The sequence below is a fragment of the Gordonia sp. OPL2 genome (assembly GCF_003797825.1).
GTDB lineage: Bacteria > Actinomycetota > Actinomycetes > Mycobacteriales > Mycobacteriaceae > Gordonia.
In genome coordinates, this window is record NZ_RKME01000035.1 from 1 (window position 1) to 22,275 (window position 22,275).

22 protein-coding genes are annotated in these 22,275 nt (G+C 66.2%); 11 read left to right on the forward strand and 11 right to left on the reverse strand.

Going from position 1 to position 22,275, the window contains the following annotated elements; all coding sequences use genetic code 11:
- The 8 genes from EEB19_RS23255 to EEB19_RS23290 form a co-directional block, all read right to left on the reverse strand.
- Nucleotides 1-1,894, reverse strand: a 1,894-nt coding sequence (locus EEB19_RS23255; RefSeq protein ID WP_187589698.1) for an ATP-binding protein, incomplete at its 3' end; no start/stop codon positions are given.
- Nucleotides 1,894-2,559, reverse strand: a complete 666-nt coding sequence (locus tag EEB19_RS23260) for a MarR family transcriptional regulator (protein WP_187589699.1) — start codon at nucleotides 2,557-2,559, stop codon at nucleotides 1,894-1,896. The genes EEB19_RS23260 and EEB19_RS23255, both read right to left, overlap by 1 nt.
- Before the next feature lies 1 nt (nucleotide 2,560).
- A complete protein-coding gene (locus tag EEB19_RS23265) occupies nucleotides 2,561-3,661 on the reverse strand; it encodes an endonuclease domain-containing protein (RefSeq protein WP_187589700.1) in 1,101 nt (366 codons plus the stop codon).
- 105 nt (nucleotides 3,662-3,766) lie between these two features.
- Entirely contained in the window at nucleotides 3,767-4,981 is a 1,215-nt protein-coding gene (locus EEB19_RS23270) for a NarK/NasA family nitrate transporter (RefSeq protein ID WP_187589701.1), read from the reverse strand.
- Nucleotides 4,978-5,727 carry a respiratory nitrate reductase subunit gamma gene (narI, locus tag EEB19_RS23275; protein ID WP_187589702.1) on the reverse strand — a complete coding sequence of 250 codons (750 nt, stop codon included), beginning with the start codon at nucleotides 5,725-5,727 and terminating at the stop codon, nucleotides 4,978-4,980. Before narI ends, EEB19_RS23270 begins: the two co-directional genes overlap by 4 nt.
- Nucleotides 5,728-5,741: 14 nt before the next feature.
- Complete coding sequence (gene narJ, locus EEB19_RS23280; RefSeq protein ID WP_262365872.1) at nucleotides 5,742-6,389, reverse strand: nitrate reductase molybdenum cofactor assembly chaperone; 648 nt, start codon at nucleotides 6,387-6,389, stop codon at nucleotides 5,742-5,744.
- Nucleotides 6,386-8,050 (reverse strand): nitrate reductase subunit beta, encoded by a 1,665-nt coding sequence (gene narH, locus EEB19_RS23285; protein ID WP_187589703.1) that lies wholly within the window; start codon nucleotides 8,048-8,050, stop codon nucleotides 6,386-6,388. The genes narJ and narH overlap by 4 nt, the downstream gene beginning before the upstream one ends.
- Nucleotides 8,050-11,760 (reverse strand): nitrate reductase subunit alpha, encoded by a 3,711-nt coding sequence (locus tag EEB19_RS23290; RefSeq protein ID WP_187589704.1) that lies wholly within the window; start codon nucleotides 11,758-11,760, stop codon nucleotides 8,050-8,052. Before EEB19_RS23290 ends, narH begins: the two co-directional genes overlap by 1 nt.
- 350 nt (nucleotides 11,761-12,110) lie before the next feature.
- Between EEB19_RS23290 and EEB19_RS23295 the strand changes: the two genes are divergently transcribed.
- A complete protein-coding gene (locus EEB19_RS23295; protein ID WP_262365873.1) occupies nucleotides 12,111-13,190 on the forward strand; it encodes a tellurite resistance/C4-dicarboxylate transporter family protein in 1,080 nt (359 codons plus the stop codon).
- On the opposite strand, the gene EEB19_RS23300 is transcribed toward EEB19_RS23295, so the two are convergent.
- The 3 genes from EEB19_RS23300 to EEB19_RS23310 form a co-directional block, all read right to left on the reverse strand.
- The gene (locus tag EEB19_RS23300) at nucleotides 13,168-13,509 is read right to left on the reverse strand and encodes a cupin domain-containing protein (protein WP_187589705.1); all 342 of its coding nucleotides are present in this window, start codon (nucleotides 13,507-13,509) and stop codon (nucleotides 13,168-13,170) included. The genes EEB19_RS23295 and EEB19_RS23300 overlap by 23 nt on opposite strands.
- A 103-nt stretch (nucleotides 13,510-13,612) precedes the next feature.
- Entirely contained in the window at nucleotides 13,613-14,578 is a 966-nt protein-coding gene (locus EEB19_RS23305; RefSeq protein ID WP_187589747.1) for a sorbosone dehydrogenase family protein, read from the reverse strand.
- Nucleotides 14,579-14,765: 187 nt separating this feature from the next.
- Nucleotides 14,766-15,554, reverse strand: coding sequence for an ankyrin repeat domain-containing protein (locus EEB19_RS23310; RefSeq protein ID WP_187589706.1), 789 nt, complete (start codon nucleotides 15,552-15,554; stop codon nucleotides 14,766-14,768).
- Nucleotides 15,555-15,695: 141 nt separating this feature from the next.
- On the opposite strand from EEB19_RS23310, the gene EEB19_RS23315 reads away from it, so the two are divergent.
- From EEB19_RS23315 to map, 10 genes are all read left to right on the forward strand, one after another.
- On the forward strand, nucleotides 15,696-16,358 hold the full coding sequence (locus tag EEB19_RS23315) for an EthD domain-containing protein (RefSeq protein ID WP_187589707.1): 663 nt from the start codon (nucleotides 15,696-15,698) through the stop codon (nucleotides 16,356-16,358).
- A gap of 247 nt (nucleotides 16,359-16,605) precedes the next feature.
- A complete protein-coding gene (gene rpsH, locus EEB19_RS23320; protein ID WP_187589708.1) occupies nucleotides 16,606-17,004 on the forward strand; it encodes a 30S ribosomal protein S8 in 399 nt (132 codons plus the stop codon).
- A 12-nt stretch (nucleotides 17,005-17,016) separates the two neighbouring features.
- Complete coding sequence (gene rplF / locus EEB19_RS23325) at nucleotides 17,017-17,553, forward strand: 50S ribosomal protein L6 (RefSeq protein WP_187589709.1); 537 nt, start codon at nucleotides 17,017-17,019, stop codon at nucleotides 17,551-17,553.
- Between the two features lie 3 nt (nucleotides 17,554-17,556).
- On the forward strand, nucleotides 17,557-17,961 hold the full coding sequence (gene rplR / locus EEB19_RS23330; RefSeq protein ID WP_262365874.1) for a 50S ribosomal protein L18: 405 nt from the start codon (nucleotides 17,557-17,559) through the stop codon (nucleotides 17,959-17,961).
- A 61-nt stretch (nucleotides 17,962-18,022) separates the two neighbouring features.
- Nucleotides 18,023-18,670, forward strand: coding sequence for a 30S ribosomal protein S5 (gene rpsE / locus EEB19_RS23335; RefSeq protein WP_187589710.1), 648 nt, complete (start codon nucleotides 18,023-18,025; stop codon nucleotides 18,668-18,670).
- Between the two features lie 5 nt (nucleotides 18,671-18,675).
- Entirely contained in the window at nucleotides 18,676-18,858 is a 183-nt protein-coding gene (gene rpmD, locus EEB19_RS23340; protein WP_187589711.1) for a 50S ribosomal protein L30, read from the forward strand.
- Nucleotides 18,858-19,298: a 50S ribosomal protein L15 gene (rplO, locus tag EEB19_RS23345; protein ID WP_187589712.1), complete on the forward strand. Its 441-nt coding sequence runs from the start codon at nucleotides 18,858-18,860 to the stop codon at nucleotides 19,296-19,298. Before rpmD ends, rplO begins: the two co-directional genes overlap by 1 nt.
- Before the next feature lie 256 nt (nucleotides 19,299-19,554).
- Nucleotides 19,555-20,880, forward strand: coding sequence for a preprotein translocase subunit SecY (gene secY / locus EEB19_RS23350; RefSeq protein WP_187589713.1), 1,326 nt, complete (start codon nucleotides 19,555-19,557; stop codon nucleotides 20,878-20,880).
- Nucleotides 20,877-21,431, forward strand: coding sequence for an adenylate kinase (locus EEB19_RS23355; RefSeq protein WP_187589714.1), 555 nt, complete (start codon nucleotides 20,877-20,879; stop codon nucleotides 21,429-21,431). The genes secY and EEB19_RS23355 overlap by 4 nt, the downstream gene beginning before the upstream one ends.
- A gap of 33 nt (nucleotides 21,432-21,464) precedes the next feature.
- Nucleotides 21,465-22,259 (forward strand): type I methionyl aminopeptidase, encoded by a 795-nt coding sequence (map, locus tag EEB19_RS23360; protein WP_187589715.1) that lies wholly within the window; start codon nucleotides 21,465-21,467, stop codon nucleotides 22,257-22,259.
- The last annotated feature ends 16 nt before the right edge of the window (nucleotides 22,260-22,275 follow it).

Sequence of the window (22,275 nt, forward strand, 5' to 3'; positions counted from 1 at the left end):
AGGGCTCGGGGACAGTCAGCGGCTGGGTTGCCAGCGGGGGCAGCAGGGCAGGCTCGGGTGCGGCGTGCCGGCCGTCCTCGCCGGGCCCCGTCATCGGTTCGGTCGCGAGGGACGGCGCCACGATGTCGCGGAGGAACGCGATCTGCCCGGCCGGATTGCGCAGGGCGATCCACTCGCTCAGGAATTCCGAACGCTCCGAACGCAGTTGACGTAGCGCCATCAGGGTGCGGATGTCGTCGTCGGACCACGCGACCACATGCCCGCCGCGTGCGTGCATCTCGTCGACCATCTGGGTGGTCTTCGCTCCCGACGGCCACGGCGTGCGGCGCAGGACGATCAGGGTGCGCCGCTTGCCGCCGAGACTGAGTCCGGCGGCAGTGGTGGCGTTGGCGAGGCGGGATTGAACAGATCGGTAGTGGGTCGCTGCGATTGCCCGAAAGCTCCACGATTGTTCAGAATCGGTCTCGAGGTCCACGATTCGGCGCAATGTCCCGTGGAGGTTGGCTTTGGGGCTGGGCTTCGGATCTTGCTGGAACCGGTCGCCGTCTTCGGGTAGGGCTTCGATCCACGATGCGAGACCTGCGTGGAGCAGCGGCGGAACGACGGTATCTTCCTGCTCGGCCGATGTGGCTGCAGTAATGTCGGCGGTGGACTTGAGCTGTTCGAATCGCCGGTCTAGTTGGGCCAATTCGGGGTTGTCCTCGGAGGCGCGGCCGTTGTCGGTCACGCTCGTTCGACCGAGGCTGCGCATCTCGGTGAAGGTGTCGGAGCGCACGGATGCCGCGATGTGGCGATCAACAGCGCGCATCAGCTCGCGCGGAGTGTAGTCGCGTCCCTCGGCGAGGGCCTCTTCGGTGACAGGCCAGGTTGCGTACGGCGGTGAGAAACCTGCCTCGGCGAAGCACGGAGCGAAGCGTTTCGCGAGGAGGGTCCGCCCGAACTCCACCGTCGTCGGTCGCTGCAAGATCGGCGGTTGGCGGAATCTGTCGACCACTGACCTCATGACGTGGCTCTCGAGGTATTCCCAGGCAGCCGTGATGCAGGAGACGACGGCGACGGTGCGGCTCATCGTCTCCCTGACGGACATGAGTCCGTGAGCCACCTTCTCGACCGAGTTCTCGTCCTCACGTCGTTCCGACTTGGCGGCCTCGATGAGGGTGTCGATCTGATCGATCGCCAGAACCGCGGCATTGTCGAACGCGATGATCCGCGAGATGTTCTCGACGATCTCCTGGTATCCGAGCCGGGCGTTCCGGATGCCCCAGGCCGATAGATCTTCAGCATCGTCGATGTCGAGATGGAGGAACGACTCGCCGAGATCCTTGACGGCGAAGTCATCGGACTCGGTCAGTACGAGCGCGCGCAGGATGTGCTGCGATCGTCGGCGGTGGCGAGAGTGCCTGGTGTAGACACCTCGGATGAACTGGTCGAGGTGGTCGGGTGACAGTTCGGCCTCGCCCGAGACGGCGGCGATGATCTCGTCGGGCAGGCCCGCCTCACGACCCAGACGATCGAGAAGTTGGGTGAGTTGCGAACGGTGCGTCGGGGTCGGACGACTCAGGTCCTCCAACAGGCCGACCAGAATCGATCTCCAGAAGTCCTCACCGTCAAGGAGTTTCACCAGAAAGAAGTACCCGCCGCGGGAGTGGACCTGTTCGCGGACCTGACCGAAGAGGTGTGTCTTCCCCGATCCGGCGGGACCGCGGACAGCGACGCCGAGTGGACTTGCGGAGGTGCTGCGGGCCGCGTCGCCGAAGGCGCGGAGGATCTCGTCGACGATGCTGTCGTGCAATCCCGGAACGTGCAGTGGTGCCTGTGGCCCCCAGACATCGTCCGGTGTGGTCGCCCAGTCGAGACGGATGGCCTCGAGCGCTCGTCTGGTCTGGGTGTCCATCAGACCTCCTCGATGGCAAAGAGGTGGCAATCCTGTGTGCCGACTCGGACGGACGCCTTCCGCCCGTCATCGGTCAGCAGCATCTGGTCCTCCTGCGGGATGAGGCTGACTCCCGGTTCTCGCTGGAGAGCGACCAGCGCAGTGTCCAACTCCGAGCGATCGATGCCGGCGAGCGCCTGACGCAGTGCGAGGACACCGACCCACCGTCCAGGGCCGGACGTCACGGCGTTATACGTGGCCCTGATTCTCCGCTCGAGCGGAACCGCATCCGCCGGCGGCTCTGCGGAGGGTTCCGCGTCTGCCGCCGATCCACCCCCGACCACCCCGAACACCTCGTGCAACCGCAGATCGCTCGCCTCCAGGTAGCGACCGACCCCTGCCATGACCGCGTAGAGCGCGCGGATCGGGGGCAATGACTTCGGCGGGGGCGCGGCGCTGAGTTCCTGGGCACACCATGCCCATCCACGATCGGTCAGCGAATGGCTGAAGGCGTTGCGAGCGCCCTTGCGTGATTCGATCAGACCCAACCGGTTCAGCTTGTCCCGGCTGGACTTCTTCAGCTCGGGCGCGAGTGCCGCCAGGTCAGGGTTGCGTACCTCGCGCGCCTGCGCCATCAGCACGAAGAGCACGGCACTCTCCGACGGTGTCAGCTGCGGATGATCCATCTCAACTCTCCTCGGGACGTTCGACGGTGGTGGCGAATGAGGTTGCGGCAGAAAGAATATGGGTCTCTGAACGCAAACGGAGCGTCGTTCGGAGTTCGTCGACGACGAGCCCGACGTCGGAGAGCACCTGCTGATTGGTGTAGCGCAGGACCATGCACCCCTGGCGTTGCAACATGTTGTCGCGGGCGCGGTCGGCCGCGTATTTGTCCGGCCGACGATGGTCGTCGCCGTCGACCTCGACGACGAGCCGGGCGTGCGGCCAGAACACGTCGACGATCGCCATGGGGAGCATGGGGTCGAGATCGTCGATCCTACGGTTCCATCGTCGGCCGTCGGCCCAGATCGTCCTCGACAAAGCGCGTTCGAGTGCCTGTTCCGCTGCGCTGTGTGGCGACGGCAGTCCCTCGCATCGCGAGATGGTGAGGACCGGAGGATCGTCGGTGTCGTCGGAGCGAGGTGTCGGGTGATCTGCCTGCTGAGCTGGTGCACCCATTCGATCGGGCCGGCCTCTCACGTGGGTGCAGCGCGTCACCTCCGGCATCACCCCTGCCGGCAACCAGACGGTGAGCCGACCGTGGTGGGCGAGCCACGTGAGGGCTTCCGACACCGCGTTCTGAACGTCCGCACCGGAAACCTCGTCGGCCCCGACGGCCACCGCGATCGACTCTCTGCCATAACCGCGTCGGATCAGCCGGGCGAGCCCGCGTATGCGAATCTCCGTGGAGAACTGTGATCGTGGCGCCGTCCCGGCCGCAGCGGCACGCGCCAGCTCGACGACGAACGGTCGATAATCCTCGTTGCCCGAGCACAGCTCGCGTGCCAGCTGCTCTGCGGTCGCGGTATCGACCGTCGGGCCGAGATCGTCGTCGGTGAGCCATACGGGAAACAGGCGCATCGCAATGTCGGTCATCGCGTCGGCGATCTCGTCGACGACTCCGCGCGCACTGTTCAGACCGGTGCGCCAGTACGCGAGGATCACCGGGATGTCCGAGCGGATATCGGTGAGGAGGTCGTCGAGATCCTGCGGCGTGACGTCGACGAGTCGGAGTACACGGCCGGGCCGCACGACGTGACTCGACCATGCGTCATTCGGGCCGCCCACGTCGCTGTTCTCCATCGCTGGTGCGGTGCTCGCAGGCCCGCACGGATTCGTCGAAGAGCAATATAACCGGCGACCTGGACGGTCGCTGATCGGTGGTGTGGACGGTCAGGTGGGATGACCCTCTCGCCGCTTGATCCCGAAGATGGTGAACACCAGGGCGAAGCACGCGGTGATCACCAACAGGACGAGGCCGACCGTGTAGCTGTGCGCCGCGGCGTCGTAGGTCGCTCCCATCACGAGCGGCGGGAAGAACCCGCCGAGACCTCCGGCCGCGCCGACGATGCCGGTGACCGAGCCGACTCGGGCCGCCGGGGCGTCCCGGGCCACCCAACTGAACACCGATCCCGATCCGAGTCCCATGCACACCGCCATCAGGACGAAGTCCAGACCTGCGGGGATCTCGAGCGGCGGCTGGGTGATCATCCAGACCGCGAGGAGTGCCGCGCCGGCGGTGGAGACCGCCGTGATGATGCGCGGCCCGAAACGATCGGACAGGATGCCGCCGAGGGGGCGCGCGATGACCGCGGCGACGGCGAAACCGGCGGTGCGTGTCCCGGCCGCCTGCAGGTCGAAGTCGTAGATGTCCTTGAGATAGGTCGGCAGGTACGTGGAGAAGGCGACGAACCCACCGAAGGTCGCCGCGTACAGGAAGCCCATCTGCCAGGTGATCGGGAGTTTGGCCGCCGCAATCAGTTTGGGTGCCACGGCATCGCGGTTCGGACGCCATTGCGGCGCGTCGTGCATGAACATCCAGACGATGACCGCGACGGCCACCAGCGCGACGGCGATGATGACGTGGGTCGTCACGTAGCCGAACCAGCTCACGAATCGCGGCGTGAAGAACGCCGACAGCGCGGTGCCGCCCATCCCGGCGCCGAACACGCCGGTCGCGAATCCGCGTTTCGACGGGTCGTACCACGCGTTCACGAAGGGGATCCCGACCGCGAACGTGGTACCGCCGATACCGAGGAAGAACCCCATGACGAGGAGCATCGGGTAGGAACCGATCTCCCCGGCGACCGCGACGAGGACTACGAACGGCGCGGTCGCCACCAGCAGCACCGGGAACATGAGGCGACCACCGAAGCGGTCGGTCAGCGCGCCGGTCAGGATGCGGCCGAGCGAGCCGACGATGATCGGGATGGCGACCAGCACCGACTTCTGCGTCGACGAGAGATCGAGGATGTCCGAATACCGGACTCCCAGCGGTGCGATGAGATTCCACGCCCAGAAACTGATGCAGAAGGCGAGGGTGGCGAGGAAGAGGTTCAGTCCCTGACCGGCTCTGAGCGCTGCGGGATCTGCGGTGGGTGCGGTCATCGATCCCGATCCTTTGCTCCGACCGGAGCCCACCCCCGCCGGGCCGGTTGGTTGCCCGGGGCGGTGCGCTGATCACGGCTGCGATAGACGATGTAGGGGCGGAAGAGGTAGTGCAGTGGCGCGGTGAACATGTGTACCAGGCGGGTGAACGGCACGAGGCAGAACAGCAACATGCCGATCAGGACGTGAACGTGGAAACGCAACGGAGCGGCGTTCATGGCGTCGATGTCGGGCCGTAACAGGAATATCGACCGGAACCACGGCGAAACGGTCTGCCGGTAGTTGACGCCCGGTCCGTGTGGGTCGATGGTGCCGATCAGGGTGATGAACGTGCCCGCGACGAGAGCGGTGACGAGTACCGCGTACATCACTTTGTCGTTGCGGGTGGTTGCCATGAAGACGGGGCCGGTCGTCCTGCGCCGGTAGATCAGCAACGCGATCCCGACGAGCGTGGCCACCGCCGCGATGATGCCGAACAGCCCGGCACCGTAGTGATACAGCGTTTCGGACACCCCTAGTGCGTCGGTCCAGGATTCGGGGATCACCAGGCCGATCGCGTGTCCGACGATGACCACCAGGATGCCGTAATGAAACATCGGCGACGCGACCCGGAGCAGCCGCGACTCGTAGAGCTCGGACGATCGCGTGGTCCACCCGAACTTGTCGTATCGGTACCGCCACACGGTCCCGCCGATGAGCAGCCCGAGCGTCACGTACGGCAGGACGCCCCACAAGAAGATGTCCACGGCTCACCTCACAATCACGTCGGGTTGATCGGCAGGAGCCGCGGGTCGAAGGGCTCGAGACCGACGGACTCCATCGGTATCGGCGCGCGCAGTGCCATCGCCGACTCGCGGTCGGCGGGTGCCGGCCCGGGCAACGTCGCGCAGACCGCGGCGAGGACATCGGCGTGGTGGCTGCCCCGCTCTGCCAGCGCCAGTCGGATCAACTCCAGTGCAGGGCGGTACTTCTCGAGGACCTCGCGGCCCCGACGCGGATCCGCTCGAGCGCTGAACTCGAGCACGATGGGGAGATGGTCCGGTAGTTCGCCGCCCAGATCGACGAGGAAACCGCTGTCGCGGTAGAGCTGTTTGAACTCGCCGAGCGTCGCCCCTCGACGACGGGTGTCGCCGTCCGTCCAATACGACAGGTAGAGAGTGTGTTTGCGGGACAGGTCGAAGACATCGATGTAGTCGCGGCGGAGCCCGTCGGGGTCTGCGGTGTCGAGATGATCGACGAATCCGCGCAGCAGCGTGACCTGCCGCACCGGCGGTTGTTCGTCGAGTGCGTCGCGCAGCAGGTCGAGCCGGCCGAGTAGCACGTCATCGGGATATCCGAGGCACCAGGACGCCACCTGATGGATCACCCGGTCGTCCGGACCGGTATGCCTGCGGCGCAGCGATCTCACGGTTGCCCACCCCGTTCGGGAAACATCCCGGGGGGAACGCCGTTGCCGTCCCAGTTGAGCAGATTCGTCCGGCCGGCGAGCGCACGGTCGCCGGCGGCGACATCGCCGGTCTGCCGCTGCTTGAGCGCGTGGAAGGTCTCGACCGACACCGGGGCCGGCCGACCACTCGCCTCCCCGAAGGCCGACGAGTCGAACATGCCGGGGCCGTCCTCGTAGTCGAGCGAGCAGGCCATCTCGTCCAGCTTCTCCGCCTGCTCCAGGTGCGCCGTCGGGATCACGTATCGCTCTTCGTACTTCGCGATGGCCATGAGGCGGTACATGGTGTACACCTCTTCCTCCGTCAGGCCCACCGATGCCGGGATGTCCGCATCGGGCTCACGGCCGAGGGTGACGTCGCGCATGTACGCCCGCATCGCCGCGAGACGTCGCAGCACCGAGTCGATGACCGCCGTGTCGCCGGCGGTGAAGAGTTCGGCGAGGTACTCGACGGGAATCCGCAGGGCGTCGATCGCGCCGAACAGCGTGCGGTGACTCTCGGCGTCATGTCCCTGCTCCGACAGCAGGTCGACGATGGGGGACAGCGGCGGTACGTACCAGACCGTCGGCATCGTCCGATATTCCGGATGCAGCGGCAACGCGACCCGGTATTTCTTCGCGAGTGCGTACACCGGTGAACGGCGGGCCGCGTCGAGCCAGTCCTCGGGGATGTTGGCGGCCCGCGCCGCGGCGATCACGGCCGGATCGTTCGGGTCGAGGATCAGATCGAGTTGCGCCTCATACAGATCGCGCTCGTCGGCGACCGACGCGGCGTCGGTGACCGCATCGGCGTCATAGAGGAAGATGCCCAGGTATCGCAGGCGTCCCACGCACGTCTCGGAACACACCGTCGGCTGCCCCACCTCGATGCGGGGATAACACAGGGTGCATTTCTCGGCCTTGCCCGACTTGTGATTGAAATAGATCTTCTTGTACGGACACCCCGTGATGCATTGGCGCCAACCGCGGCAGCGGTCCTGGTCGACCAGCACGATCCCGTCCTCGCTGCGCTTGTAGATGGCGCCGGACGGACACGACGCCATGCACGACGGGTTGAGGCAGTGTTCGCAGATGCGAGGGAGATAGAACATGAACGTCTGCTCGAAGCTGAACTTGACGGCGTCTTCACAGTCTCGGCGCAGCTTGGCGACGATCGGATCCAGATCACCCATCTCGGTGGCGCCGCCGAGATTGTCATCCCAGTTCGCCGACCACGTCACCGTGGTGTCCTCGCCGGTCAGCAACGATTTCGGCCGGGCCACCGGAAAGTCGTCGCCCAGCGGGGCGTCCACCAGCGTCTGGTAGTCGTAGGTCCACGGCTCGTAGTAGTCGGAGATCGTCGGTTGCACCGGGCTGGCGAAGAGCGTCAGCAACTTCTGCAGGCGACCGCCGGTACGCAGCCGAAGCTTGCCCTTCTTGTTCAGATGCCATCCGCCACGCCAGCGTTCCTGATCCTCATACCGCCGGGGATAGCCCTGTCCGGGACGCGTTTCCACATTGTTGAACCACACGTACTCGGTGCCCGACCGGTTGGTCCACGCCTGCTTGCAGGTGACCGAACACGTATGACAGCCGATGCATTTGTCGAGGTTCATCACCATTCCGACCTGCGCCATGACACGCATCAGTACGTCACCTCCTGGCTGCGCTTGCGGATGGTGGAGACCATGTCGCGCTGGTTGCCGGCAGGCCCGAGATAGTTGAACGCGTAGGAGAGTTGCGCATATCCACCGATGAGGTGAGATGGCTTGACCAGCAGGCGCGTCGCCGAGTTGTGGATTCCGCCGCGGCGGCCCGTCGCCTCCGATTTCGGCACGTCGATGGTCCGCTCCTGCGCGTGATAGACGTACGCGACACCCTCGGGCATCCGATGGCTGACGATGGCCCGGCAGACGACGACCCCGTTGGTGTTCACGCATTCGATCCAGTCGTTGTCGTGGACATCGATCGCGGCCGCATCCTGCGGGCTGAGCCAGGCGGTCGGACCGCCCCGCGACAACGACAGCATGAACAGATTGTCCTGATACTCGGAGTGGATGGACCACTTCGAGTGCGGTGTCAGATAGCGGACCGTGATCTGCTGCTCGCCGTCGGGACCGAGCTTGGGCTCCCCGAAGAGTCGGTGCATGTCCAGCGGTGGCCGATAGGTCGGGAGGGACTCGCCGAGGTCGATCATCCAGTCGTGATCGAGGTAGAAGTGCATCCGGCCGGTGAGGGTGTGGAACGGCTTGAGCCGCTCGATGTTCACCGTGAACGGCGCATATCGCCGACCGCCGGTCTCCGATCCGGACCACTCGGGTGAGGTGATCACCGGAACGGGAGCCCGTTGGGTGTCGGCGAAGGTGATGCGTTTCTCCTCGGCACCGGCCGCCAGGTCGACGAGCGGTTTGCCGACACGTTTCTGCAGTTTCTCGAATCCGTTGACCGCCAAGGCCCCGTTGGTCGTACCGGACAGACCGAGGATCGCCTCGGCGAGCTTGGCGTCGGTGTCGATGGCGGGACGCCCGTCGCCGGCGCCGCCGAGCATGACGCCGTTCGACGCGGCGAGCCGGCTCGTCTCGTCGGTGAGGTCGAAGGTGACGTTCTTGACGGTGAACCCGAGCGTGTCCGCCAGCGGCCCGATGGCGGCGAGCTTGTCGGCGATGGCGGTGTAGTCACGTTCGACGACAACGAAATTGGGCATGTTCCGGCCAGGCCGTCCGGGGGCGTCACCGTCCCGCCAGTCCACGACCCGACCGTGCGGTTGCGCGGTCTCACCGGGCGTGTCGTGCTGGAGCGGCACGCTGACGAGATCCTTGCGCACACCCAGGTGCGTTCGGGCCTGCCGCGAGAGTTCCTGCGCCAGCAGGTGGAACAGATCGAAGTCGGACTTGGCCTCCCACGGCGGATCGATGGCCGGGGAGAACGCGTGCACGAAGGGATGCATGTCGGTCGACGAGAGATCGTGCTTCTCGTACCAGGTCGCCGCCGGCAGCACCACGTCGGAGAGCAGCGTGGTCGACGTCATCCGGAAGTCGGCCGACATCAGCATGTCGAGCTTTCCCTCCGGGGCCTCGTCGTGCCACACGACGTCGCTGGGACGTGGGCTGTCGGGTTGTTCGGAGCCCAGGACGTTGTGATGCGTACCGAGGAGGTGCCGAAGGAAGTACTCGTTCCCCTTGGCCGACGACCCCATCAGGTTCGATCGCCAGAGGACGAGGGTCCGCGGCCAGTTCTCGGGGGCGTCGACGTCGGTGATCGCCGGGGTGAGGCTACCGTCGCCCAGTTGCGCCGCCACGAAGGTCGCCGCATCCGGTGCCGCTCCGGCGTCCACCGCGGCCGTCGCCTGGTCGGCGATCTCGAGCGGATTGCGATCGAACTGAGGGTAGAACGGCATCCAGCCGAGCCGGGCGGACTGCGCGATGGCGTCGGCCGTGTGCTCGTGGGTCAGCGTGCCCCGCGACAGCGGCGATGCGAGCGACGCCGTCGAATATCCGTCGTTGCGCCACTGATCGGTGTGCATGTACCAGTACGACGTCCCGGTCATCGTCCGGGGCGGACGAGACCAGTCGAGCGCGTTGGCCAACGAGATCCAGCCCGTGATGGGCCGGCACTTCTCCTGCCCGACGTAGTGGGCCCAGCCGCCGCCGTTGCGCCCCATACAACCGGTGAGAATGAGCAGGGAGAGGATCGCGCGGTAGGTGGCGTCGCCGTGAAACCACTGGCAGATCCCGGCGCCCATGATGATCATCGATCGGCCGTCGGACTCGATCGCGTTCGCCGCGAACTCGCGTGCGACGCGGATCGCGGCCTCGGCGGGGACGCTGGTGATCTCGGCCTGCCACGCGGGTGTGTACGGCGTCGAGGCGTCGTCGTACCCCGACGGCCAGTCCCCGGGCAGATCGTCGCGCCGCACCCCGTACTGGGCGAGCATCAGGTCGAACACCGTAGTGACGAGGTTGCCGTCGACGCGGATGGCCGGGACACCCCGTCGCAGGACGGAACCGCTCCCGTCCGGCGCGTCGAAGGCGGGCAAGGAGACCGCGATCGATTCGGCGCCGGTGCGGCCGAGCAACGTCAGTGCGGGGGTGATGCCCTCGAGGTCGAGGTTCCACCGGCCCTCCCCGGACGCGGAGTATCGAAATCCCATGGACCCGTTGGGGACGATCGGTGTCCCGGTCGCGTCGTCGAGCACGACCGTCTTCCATGCATCGTCGGCATCGGGGTCCGAATGCGACGGTCCGAGATCCTCGGCGGTGACGAACTTGCCCGGCACGTGACCTGTTTCGTGTTCCTCCAGGTGCACGAGGAACGGCAGATCGCTGTACGTGCGCACGAAGTCGTCGAAGAAGGGGGTCCGCTTCTGGACGAAGTACTCCGTGAGGATCACGTGGCCCATGGCCATCGCCAGCGCCGCGTCCGTGCCGGCCTGGGCCGGAAGCCATTCGTCGGCGAACTTGGTGTTGTCGGCGTAGTCGGGGCTGACGGTCACCACCTTGGTCCCGCGATAACGGACCTCGGCCATCCAATGCGCGTCCGGGGTGCGGGTGACGGGGACGTTGGACCCCCACATCATCAGGTACGTCGCGTCCCACCAGTCGCCCGATTCGGGGACGTCGGTCTGATCTCCGAACACCTGCGGGCTGGCGACGGGCAGGTCGGCATACCAGTCGTAGAACGATGTCATCACCCCACCGATGAGCTGGATGAAACGTGTGCCGACACAGTGCGACACCATCGACATCGCCGGGATGGGGGAGAAGCCCGCGCAGCGGTCCGGCCCATAGGTCTTGATCGTGTGGACGTGGGCGGCGGCGACCATCTCGATGGCCTCGTCCCACGTCACCCGGACGAGGCCGCCCTTGCCGCGCGCCTGCTGGTACGACCGGCGGCGGATCGGGTCTCCGACGACATCGGCCCACGCGAGCACCGGGTCGCCGAGACGTGCCTTCGCCGCCCGGAACATCTCGACCAGCACACCTCGGGCGTAGGGATGACGCACTCGGGTGGGGGAGTAGGTGTACCAGGAGAACGCCGCGCCGCGCGGACACCCGCGGGGCTCGTATTCGGGCCGATCCGGTCCGACCGAGGGGTAGTCGGTTTCCTGTGTCTCCCAGGTGATGATGCCGTCCTTGACATACACCTTCCAGGAGCAGGAGCCCGTGCAGTTCACCCCGTGCGTGGACCGGACGATCTTGTCGTGGCTCCATCGATCCCGGTAGAAGATGTCTCCGGCGCGTCCACCCTCCCGGAAAACGGCTCGGCCGTCATCGGTCTCGTCCCATCGCGTGAAGAATCTGCCGATGTCGAGAAGAGCGGCTGCTGCGTCGCCCTGTACTCCAGAAGACCGGGCCATGTGGTCACTGTAGGGGTGTTTGCATCCCGTTGCCGGGTTTATCGGCGATCAGGTCTGTCGGCATTCGTGATTGTCTGCCTGCCGCGACATCGCCGAAACATGTGGCGCCCGATAGGTTTCAGCGCTGTTGAGGCGATCGGCGAAAAGTATGGGGACACAGGATGTTTCCGAAAAGTACCCGGTAAGTCGACGCGCGGTCCATAAGCTCTCAGTGCACAGAACCACGTGTGAGATCTCTTTCTTTCGCGTATACCTTCCATTCACGACGAGGTCGGTCGCCGCAAAGGTGAGGCAATCCTTTTTTCGTCGTCCTGACGAGAACGGATCGCGTCAATGGAACACTGAGACCTGTGACCGGGGACGCCGCAGACGTCGGGGACGCCGAGCTGGAGGGTGCGCGGGCGCGACGTCTACCGCAGGCCCGACCCGGCCAGTTCACCTTCGTCATGGCCACCGGGATCGTGTCGACCGCGCTGCACAACACCGGAGCGCACGGGCTGTCCGACGTCCTCCTGGTCCTCGCGGTGACCGGATACGTCGTACTCGCCGCTCTGGTCGGCGTGCGGTGGGCGACCGAGCGTTCCGCCCCACGGGACGATCTCCACACGGGTACGTTCACCGTGTTCGCGTTCACCGCCGCGAGTGGGGTCCTCGCCGCGCGATTCGCGGCGATGGCGATCGACGGGGCCGCGATCACCCTGACAGCGATCGCTGCGGTCACGTGGTTCGTCCTCGGCTACGTCGTGATCGGTGTTGTCGTGCGTGACAACGGGACTCGTGGTCTGTCCCGGGTCGACGGCACCTGGTTCCTGGTCGTCGTCGCGACCCAATCGGTGGCGGTGTCGTCGGGAGCCCTCGCCGACGCCGGACATCGCGAGGGCTTCGCAGTCCTGGCCGCCATCTGCTGGTCGGTGGGCCTGGTGCAGTTGATCCTGATCGCCGCACTGATGGCGGCCCGGCTGCTCACCGTGCCGCTCCGCGTCGACGACGAGGTCGCTCCGTTCTGGGTGTTCATGGGCGCGGGCGCGATCTCCGTGCTGGCCGGTGCCGAGATCCTGGGTGCGGCGGCCGATCAGACGTTGCTAGACGACGAGGTCGTCGCGTCGGTGAGCACGGCGCTGTGGGCGTTCGCGACGTGGCTCATACCCCTGCTGATCGCGCTGACGGTGTGGCACGCGCGACGGCCCGGGGCCGTCACCGGATTTCGAACAGCGCTGTGGTCCATGGTGTTTCCCATCGGCATGTACGGCGAGGCCAGTCATCAGCTCGGGGTCTTCCGATCGAGACCGTGGCTGGAATCGCTGGGGGCGTGGGAATCGTGGGTGGCCCTGTCGGTGTGGGCTGTGGTGTTCGTCGGGATGCTCGTCTGGTGGACGCGATGGCTGGGTCGTCGACGAGGGGGTGGGGTCAGGGTTGCTGCGGACCGGTGATCACCGTCAGCAGGATGACCGAATCATCCTGTGCGAGCAGACTGTGTCGGGTGTCGGGCACCGCGGCGAGATCGCCCACGACACCGTCCCAGCGATCGTCGCCGGCCACCAGGGTGACGCGACCCGTCAGCACCTGGAGCGTGGCCTCGCCGGGGCTGTTGTGTTCGGAGAGGGAGTGTCCCGCGGCCAGGGCGATGACGGTCTGTCGGAGGTGATGAGCCGAGTTCCCGTACAACGTGTGTGCGGCCCGGCCACTGTGCGCCTCCCGCGCGGCGGCCAGCAGTTCGTCGACGAGATCGGGCAGATGCGTGACGTCCATGATTCCATGGTGCTCCGATCGGCATCGGTTGTGTCCGGACTCGCGGGTAAACGTGACTGCCATGTCATCGAACTGGTTCAACGGCTGCGATTGCGACGCCGGTTCACGACAGCGGGATCCGCAGGATCCGGTCGTCCCCGTCGCCGGGCAGCCCACGGCCGTCGGTGTTGCTGGTCCCGATCCACAGAGACCCGTCCGGCGCGGCCGCGACCGCTCGAATGCGGCCGTACTCGTCGGTGAAGCGCGCCATCGGTGTCCCGCCGGAGGTGCCCCGCAGCGGGACCTCCCACAGCCTGCGACCGCGCAGAGCGCCGACGTAGGCGCGGTCTCCGACGATGGCGAGTCCTGCGGGCGACGCCTCCCCGGTGGACCACGTCGTGACCGGTGGGATCCATCGCGGGTCGTCGGACTCGCCCTCGACCTCGGGCCAACCGTAGTTGCCGCCGCGGCGGATGAGATTGAGTTCGTCCCGGTCGTTCTGTCCGAACTCGGTCGCCCAGAGCCGGCCGGCGCCGTCGAACGCGAGCCCCTCGACGTTGCGATGCCCATAGGACCACACCTCGTTGCCGAAGGGGTTTCCCGGCGCAGGTCGCCCGTCCCGGGTGATCCGCAGGATCTTGCCGTTGCGTGCCCGGATGTCCTGGGCGACCTCGGGCTGCGCCGCATCACCGACGGCGACGAACAGGGTGCCGTCGCGGTCGAACAGCATCGCACCGCCGTGGTGATTGAACGCGGTGTCGAGTCCGGTGACGACCGGCCGGGGTGTGCCGAGCCGTGCGCCGTCGAAATCCATTCGGACGACGCGATTGTCGTCGGCCGTGGTGTAGTAGGCGAACACCGTTCCGGGGTCGTCGGCGGCGACGGCGAGACCCTGCAGCCCGCCCTCGCCACGTGGCGCGACGTCGGCGACATCGCCGACGGTCCGCACAATGCCGTCCGGCCTGATCTGTGAAATCCGGGCGTCGTCGCGCTGGGACACCAGCGCACTGCGATCGGGCAGGAACACGATGGACCACGGGACGTTCAGGCCGGCCGCGATCACCTCGGGCGCACCGGCGGGCGCGGGCATTCCCGGACTGCCACCATCGGACGGCTCGACGGGTCCGCGGGATGACGACGAGCACGCACCCGCGACCAGGGTGGTGGCCGTCGCGCCGGCCACGGACAGGAATTGTCGTCGGTTCACTCTTCCGATGGTCCACGAAATCGGACATCTGCGACGGCGGTGCACCTCACGGCGAGGTCAACGGTGTGTGTCAGCGACCTGTCTCGACGGGGAAACCGCGCAGGCGAAGCGCTGCCTCGAGTGACGTGCGCTTGCGCAGGAACTCGCCGGTGCGGATCGAGTCCTGCGCGAGATACAGACCACGGAGGAAGGTCGCGCCCCGGTTGTCGCGGTGGCCACCGTCGGCGCCCGCGCGGATGAGCAACAGACAATGGTCGACGTTCTGTACGCCCGCCGCGGTGAACAGCGGTGTCTGGCCGGACAACGGCTGAACCGAATCGAGATCGGCTCCGGCGTCGATGAGCTTTCGGACACTGTCGTCGCGACCGTGGCGCACCGCCGTGTGCAGGGCATTGCCACCGAGCCGATCCTCGGCATCCGCCAGTGTCGGATCGAAGGCGAGGAGCGCGTCGACCGATGCCGGCCGATCGCGCAGCAGGGCGTAGGTCATCGCGTTGTAGCTGCTCCCGCGGGTCAGCCGGGCGTCGGCGCCGACCTCCAGCAACGTCGTCACGGTGCGCGGGCTCTCGAACTCGACGGCTAACTGCAGGGGCGACAGCGCCGTGCGGCGGGGGTCGTGGTCGTTGCCGCGGGCGTCGACGTCGACGCCGTCGGCGATCAGATCGCGAGCTCTGTCCGCATCGCCGGCCCTGGCGGCCTCGATCAGGGCGACGGTGCGACTGTCGAAGTACTCCGCGGCGTCGGCGCCACCGATCACCTTGCGAACCGAGTCACACCCCGACACCGCCAACGCGATGACAATCGAGGCCAGCGCGATGAGGCGGCCACCCCCGCGCAGAGGTCCCGGCGATGTCGACATGAGATCCCCTCGATGATGGACGATCCGAAATTTCGCCACGGGTGGGCAGAAGTATCCATCGGCGGCGACGAGACCTCCATATGCTTCCCGAATGACGGAGGCGGACGAACGGCCGACGGCCGACGGGCGACGGGGGAGACGATGCCGAAAGTGATGATCGCGCTGCGGGGTGCGCTGGGCGCGACCCCGGACATCGGGGTCCTGGCGCCGGGGCTGCGCACGGCCGGGGCGACGCGCGTGCAGCTCAACGTCTCCGACGACGTGGTCGCCGACGCGATGCGGATCACCGAACTCGATCCGCCGATCATGGCGGTGGTGAGCGTATGGCTCGACGATCCGGTGGCGGCGGTCGACGTCGTCGCGGCGCTGGTGCCGGATATCGACGCCTGGCGGGTCGCCGAGCGGACACCACTCGAAGCGGTCGTGTGCGGCGACGGATCTCGCGTGGACGCGTTGTCGAATCTGGCCTTTCTCCGACGACCCGCCGACCTCGACCGCGCCGAATGGCTCCATCGTTGGCTCGACGACCACACCCGGGTCGCGATCGACACGCAGGCGACCTTCGGCTACACCCAGAACATCGTCGAGAAGACCCTGACGGACACGACCCCGCCGGTGGACGCCATCGTCGAGGAGCTCTTCCCGATGGCCGCGGTGCACGACATCCACGCGTTCTACGGCAGCGGTGGAGACCAGGCCGAACTCGAGCGTCGGATGACCGCCATGCTGGAGAGTGTGCAGCGTTTCGGCGCCGACCGGCACCTCGACGTGGTGCCGACCTCGCGCCACGACGTGTCGTGGTGAACGCCGCGATTTGGGTCTGGCCAGCGACTTCTCTACACTAGAACGGTTGCCTGCGCTCTGCGGTCTTCCCCGGGGCGCGCACGCCACAACCGAATAGTCTCCGGTGCCGGTGAAAAACCGAGGGCATCGGCGGCGAGAACCTTATTGACAACTATCCACTTCGTGGAAGGCCCACCGCAGGTCAGGGATCATTTCCCGGCGATCGGCGCTGTATGGGAACCGCTACGAGAAAGGTTGACGGTCAACCATGACCATGACTGACCCGATCGCAGACTTCTTGACACGTCTGCGTAACGCCAACTCGGCGTTCCACGACGAGGTGACACTCCCGTCGTCGAAGATCAAGGTGAACATCGCCGAGATCCTCAAGCGCGAGGGCTACATCACCGACTACCGCATCGAAGATGCCGAGGTCGGCAAGAGCCTCATCGTCACCCTGAAGTACGGCCCGAGCCGCGAGCGCAGCATCGCCGGCCTGCGCCGCGTCTCCAAGCCGGGACTCCGGGTGTATGCAAAGTCCACCAACCTGCCCAAGGTTCTGGGCGGCCTCGGCGTGGCCATCATTTCCACGTCATCCGGCCTGCTCACCGACCGCCAGGCAGCCAACCAGGGCGTGGGCGGCGAAGTCCTCGCCTACGTCTGGTAGGGGAGCCTCACCATGTCGCGTATCGGTAAGAATCCCATCGAGATCCCCGCAGGTGTCGACGTCACCGTCGACGGCCAGAACGTGAAGGTCAAGGGCCCCAAGGGTGAGCTCTCCGTCACCGTGTCGGAGCCGATCTCGGTTGCCAAGGAAGACAACTGCATCGTTGTCACCCGGCCGAATGACGAGCGTCGCAGCCGTGCACTGCACGGACTGAGCCGTTCACTGGTGAACAACCTCGTCGTCGGCGTCACGCAGGGCTACACCACGAAGATGGAGATCTTCGGTGTCGGCTACCGCGTGCAGGCCAAGGGCAAGGACCTCGAGTTCGCCCTCGGCTACAGCCACCCCGTGCCGATCGAGGCTCCCGAAGGCATCAGCTTCGCCGTGGAGTCCCCGACCAAGTTCTCGGTCTCGGGTATCGACAAGCAGCAAGTCGGCCAGATCTCGGCGAACATCCGCCGCCTGCGTCGTCCGGACCCCTACAAGGGCAAGGGCATTCGCTACGAGGGTGAGCAGATCCGTCGCAAGGTCGGAAAGACGGGTAAGTAAGCCATGAGTGATACAGCAACCAAGACCGTTCGCAAGCCCCTGGGCAAGGACGTGTCGACCCGTCGTCGCACCGCGACCACGAGTCGTCACTTCCGTCTCCGCAAGAAGGTCAGCGGAACGCCGCAGCGTCCGCGTCTCGCCGTCAAGCGCAGCTCGCGTCATATCCACGTGCAGCTGATCGACGACCTGGCCGGCAAGACCATCGCCGCGGCGTCCTCGATCGAGGCCGACGTGCGTGCCGCCGGTGGCGACAAGTCCGCGCAGGCCGCCAAGGTCGGCGAACTGATCGCCGCTCGCGCCAAGGCCGCCGGTGTCGACACCGTCGTGTTCGACCGCGGCGGCAAGGACTACCACGGTCGGATCGCGGCACTCGCCGACGCCGCCCGCGAGGGAGGGCTTGCCTTCTAATGAGCACGAGTCTGAAGACCATCTACACAAGCACGACAGTCAACACCGGAGGGGACCTCTGATGCCCGGACGTCAGCGTGACGGCGGAAACGGACCCGCCGGAAACGACAACAACCAGAATGCAGCCGGCGGCAACGACCGCCGTGGCGGCGGCCGTGGCCGTCGTGACGACCGCGGAGGTCGCGACCGCGAGGATCGCAACCAGCTCGAGCGGGTCGTCGCCATCAACCGTGTGTCCAAGGTGGTCAAGGGTGGACGTCGGTTCTCCTTCACCGCTCTCGTCGTCGTCGGCGACGGTCAGGGCATGGTCGGCGTCGGCTACGGCAAGGCCAAGGAAGTCCCGGCCGCGATCCAGAAGGGCGTCGAGGAGGCTCGCAAGAACTTCTTCCGCGTGCCGCTGATCGCCGGCACCGTGACCCACCCGGTTCAGGGTGAGGCCGCGGCCGGTGTCGTGATGTTGCGTCCGGCCAGCCCCGGTACCGGTGTCATCGCCGGTGGCGCGGTGCGTGCCGTGCTGGAGTGCGCGGGCGTCCACGACGTCCTCGCCAAGAGCCTCGGCAGCGACAACGCGATCAACGTGGTCCATGCCACCGTTGCCGCGCTGAAGATGCTGCAGCGTCCGGAAGAGGTCGCCGCACGTCGTGGTCTGCCGATCGAAGATGTCGCACCCGCGGGCATGTTGCGTGCCCGCGCCGGCCAGGGAGTCTGATCGACATGGCAGAACTCAAGATCACCCAGATCAAGGGCACCATCGGTACCAAGCAGAACCAGCGTGACAGTCTGCGGACCCTCGGACTGAAGGGCATCCGCAAGTCGGTCACCCGCGAGGACACCCCGATCAACCGCGGCCTCATCAACGTGGTTCGGCACCTCGTGACAGTTGAAGAGGTCAAGTAATGACAATCAAGCTCCATCATCTTCGCCCCGCTCCGGGCGCGAAGACCGAGAAGACCCGCGTGGGTCGCGGCGAGGGCTCCAAGGGTAAAACCGCGGGCCGTGGCACCAAGGGCACCAAGGCACGTAAGAACGTGCCCGCTGCCTTCGAGGGTGGCCAGATGCCGATCCACATGCGGCTGCCGAAGCTCAAGGGCTTCACCAACCGCAACCGGGTCGAGTATCAGGTCGTCAATGTCGGCGACATCGCCAAGCTGTTCCCGCAGGGCGGCACCATCGGCGTCGACGAGCTCGTCGCGGCCGGCGCGGTCCGCAAGAACCAGTTGGTGAAGGTCCTCGGCGACGGCGACCTCGGCGTCAAGGTCGACGTCACCGCCAACAAGTTCACGGCTTCGGCCAAGGAGAAGATCGCCGCTGCCGGTGGCAGCGTCACCGAGCTCTGAATCGAGTCCGTCACCGTCGGCGGTCGGCAATGACATCCAGCGGATACATTGCCGACCTGCCGGCGGTCTCGCTGTTCGAGGGGCCACCGACAGGTGATCGCCCGGACAAGGCGGACATCGGCCCGTCGCGCTGACAAGGGCCGATGGCGTGACTGTTAGAGTTCAAGCGTTGTCTTGACGCTTCGATCACCGTCGATTGCCGAGCACGTGGGGGGACGTTCGAGTCCATCCGCGTGGTCGTTCCTAGGAGGAGTTAGTGTTTTCCCCCCTCGTCGCGGCCTTCCGGACGCCCGATCTGAGGAAGAAGATCCTCTTCGTCATCGGCATCATCGTGCTGTATCGACTGGGTGCGACCATTCCTTCCCCCGGCGTCGACTACAAGGCCGTCCATGCGTGTCTCGACGAGGTCTCGCGCGGCGACTCGGCCAACATCTATTCGCTGATCAGCATGTTCTCCGGCGGCGCACTCCTGCAGCTGTCGGTGTTCGCGATCGGCATCATGCCCTACATCACGGCGAGCATCATCGTCCAGCTGTTGACCGTGGTGATCCCGCGTTTCGAGCAGTTGCGCAAGGAGGGGCAGTCCGGCCAGGCGAAGATGACGCAGTACACGCGTTATCTCACTGTCGCACTGGCATTGCTGCAGTCGACCGGCATCGTGGCGCTGGCCGACCGCGGTCAGCTGCTGCAGGATTGCTCGACAGGCGATCAGATCCTCAACGACCAGTCCATCTTCGGACTCGCGATCATCGTGCTCGTCATGACCGCCGGTGCCTGTGTCGTCATGTGGTTCGGTGAGCTGATCACCGAGCGGGGCGTGGGCAACGGCATGTCCCTGCTGATCTTCGCCGGTATCGCGGCCCGAATCCCGGCCGAGGGCAAGACGATTCTCGACACCCGCGGCGGACTGGTCTTCGGCCTCGTCTGCGTCGCCGCCCTGTTGATCGTGGCGGGCGTGGTCTTCATCGAGCAGGGCCAGCGCCGAATCCCGGTGCAGTACGCCAAGCGCATGGTCGGCCGCAAGATGTACGGCGGATCGTCGACGTATCTGCCGCTCAAGGTGAATCAGGCCGGCGTCATCCCGGTGATCTTCGCCTCATCGCTGCTGTATCTCCCGCAGCTGATCCTGCAGTTGACGCAGGGCTCGAGCGGCGAGCAGTCGACCTGGCAGCGCTACATCAGCCAGTACCTGACGGATCCCAGCAGCTGGGTGTACATCCTCGTGTACTTCCTGATGATCATCTTCTTCACGTACTTCTACGTCGCGGTCACGTTCAATCCCGAAGAGCGCGCCGACGACATGAAGAAGTACGGCGGCTTCATCCCGGGTATCCGCCCGGGCACACCGACGGCGGACTACCTCGGCTATGTGTTGAGCCGCATCACACTGCCGGGTTCGATCTACCTGGGTATCATCGCCGTACTGCCAAACCTGTTCCTCGAGATCGGTAACAGCGGTGGTGTGCAGAACCTGCCATTTGGGGGCACGGCCGTGTTGATCATGGTCGGCGTGGGTCTGGACACGATGAAGCAAATCAACAGTCAATTGATGCAACGCAAGTACGAAGGGTTCCTCAAGTGAGACTCGTGATTCTCGGCCCCCCCGGCGCAGGTAAAGGCACTCAGGCGGAACTTCTGTCCGAGGCACTGGGCATTCCGCACATCTCCACGGGAGACCTGTTCCGCGCCAACATCTCCGAGGGCACGGCCGTCGGTATCGAGGCCAAGCGCTACCTCGACGCCGGTGATCTGGTCCCGTCCGAGATCACTGTCGACATGGTTCGTGCCCGCGTCGGCGAGCCCGATGCCGCAAAGGGATTCATCCTCGACGGCTTCCCCCGCTCGACCGAGCAGGCCGACGCACTCAAGGACATCCTCGCCAAGCTGGACACCGGCCTCGACGCCGTGCTGTCGTTCGTGGTGGACACCGACGTCGTCGTCGAGCGCATGATGGCCCGTGGGCGCGCCGACGACACCGAAGAGGTCATCCGTAACCGGATGGCGGTGTACACCAAGGAAACCGCGCCGCTCCTCGAGTACTACGGCGACGAGGTCAAGACCATCGACGCCGTCGGTGACGTGCAGGACGTGCATCAGCGCGTGCTGAGCGCCCTCGGCGCCGGCGTTTCCTGATCCCGGCGATCACCACAGAGATCGGTCGCGCCCATGGCATTTCGCAAACCCAAACCGGTTCCGTTCCGGAGCGCCGGTGAGGTCGATGCCATGGCTGCGGCCGGTGCCGTCGTCGGCAACGCGCTCGTGGCCGTTCGCGCGGCGGCGGTGGCCGGCGCGACCACACTCGACCTCGACGAGGTCGCCGAGACCGTGATCCGCGAGGCGGGTGCGGTCCCGTCGTTCAAGGGCTACCACGGATTCCCGGGCTCCATCTGCAGCTCGGTGAACGAGGTCGTCGTCCACGGGATCCCGACGTCGGACACCGTGCTCTGCGAGGGAGACCTCGTGTCGATCGACTGTGGAGCCATCCTCGACGGCTGGCACGGAGACTCCGCGTGGACCTTCGGTGTCGGCGAACTGTCCGACGCCGACGCAGACCTGTCGGAGGCGACACGTCTGTCGATGGAGGCCGGGATCGCGGCCATGGTCGAAGGTGCACGCCTGACCGACATCTCGCACGCGATCGAGACCGGCACCCGCGCGGCGGAACAGAAGTTCGGCAGGTCGTTCGGGATCGTGTCCGGGTACGGGGGACACGGCATCGGACGCGAGATGCACATGGAGCCCTTCCTCGCGAACGAGGGCAAACCCAATCGCGGTCCGGTACTCGTCATCGGCTCCACTCTCGCCATCGAGCCGATGCTCACACTCGGTACCACCGAGACCAGCGTCGCCGACGACGACTGGACCGTCGTCACCGACGACGGGTCCCGCGCCGCGCACTGGGAGCACACGGTCGTCGTGACCGGTGACGGCCCGCGGATTCTGACGACCCGACCGAGCTGATCTCCGGTCGCTGTCA

Bases quoted from the DNA above. Each gene is read 5' to 3' on its own strand.
- rplO (WP_187589712.1), top strand. From the start codon at position 18,858: ATGACAATCAAGCTCCATCATCTTCGCCCCGCTCCGGGCGCGAAGACC.
- map (WP_187589715.1), top strand. From the start codon at position 21,465: ATGGCATTTCGCAAACCCAAACCGGTTCCGTTCCGGAGCGCCGGTGAG.
- EEB19_RS23260 (WP_187589699.1), bottom strand. From the start codon at position 2,559: ATGGATCATCCGCAGCTGACACCGTCGGAGAGTGCCGTGCTCTTCGTG.
- rplR (WP_262365874.1), top strand. From the start codon at position 17,557: ATGAGTGATACAGCAACCAAGACCGTTCGCAAGCCCCTGGGCAAGGAC.
- rplF (WP_187589709.1), top strand. From the start codon at position 17,017: ATGTCGCGTATCGGTAAGAATCCCATCGAGATCCCCGCAGGTGTCGAC.
- EEB19_RS23290 (WP_187589704.1), bottom strand. From the start codon at position 11,760: ATGGCCCGGTCTTCTGGAGTACAGGGCGACGCAGCAGCCGCTCTTCTC.
- rpsH (WP_187589708.1), top strand. From the start codon at position 16,606: ATGACCATGACTGACCCGATCGCAGACTTCTTGACACGTCTGCGTAAC.
- rpmD (WP_187589711.1), top strand. From the start codon at position 18,676: ATGGCAGAACTCAAGATCACCCAGATCAAGGGCACCATCGGTACCAAG.
- EEB19_RS23310 (WP_187589706.1), bottom strand. From the start codon at position 15,554: ATGTCGACATCGCCGGGACCTCTGCGCGGGGGTGGCCGCCTCATCGCG.
- rpsE (WP_187589710.1), top strand. From the start codon at position 18,023: ATGCCCGGACGTCAGCGTGACGGCGGAAACGGACCCGCCGGAAACGAC.
- EEB19_RS23300 (WP_187589705.1), bottom strand. From the start codon at position 13,509: ATGGACGTCACGCATCTGCCCGATCTCGTCGACGAACTGCTGGCCGCC.
- EEB19_RS23315 (WP_187589707.1), top strand. From the start codon at position 15,696: ATGCCGAAAGTGATGATCGCGCTGCGGGGTGCGCTGGGCGCGACCCCG.
- EEB19_RS23305 (WP_187589747.1), bottom strand. From the start codon at position 14,578: ATGCCCGCGCCCGCCGGTGCGCCCGAGGTGATCGCGGCCGGCCTGAAC.
- narH (WP_187589703.1), bottom strand. From the start codon at position 8,050: ATGCGTGTCATGGCGCAGGTCGGAATGGTGATGAACCTCGACAAATGC.
- EEB19_RS23270 (WP_187589701.1), bottom strand. From the start codon at position 4,981: ATGACCGCACCCACCGCAGATCCCGCAGCGCTCAGAGCCGGTCAGGGA.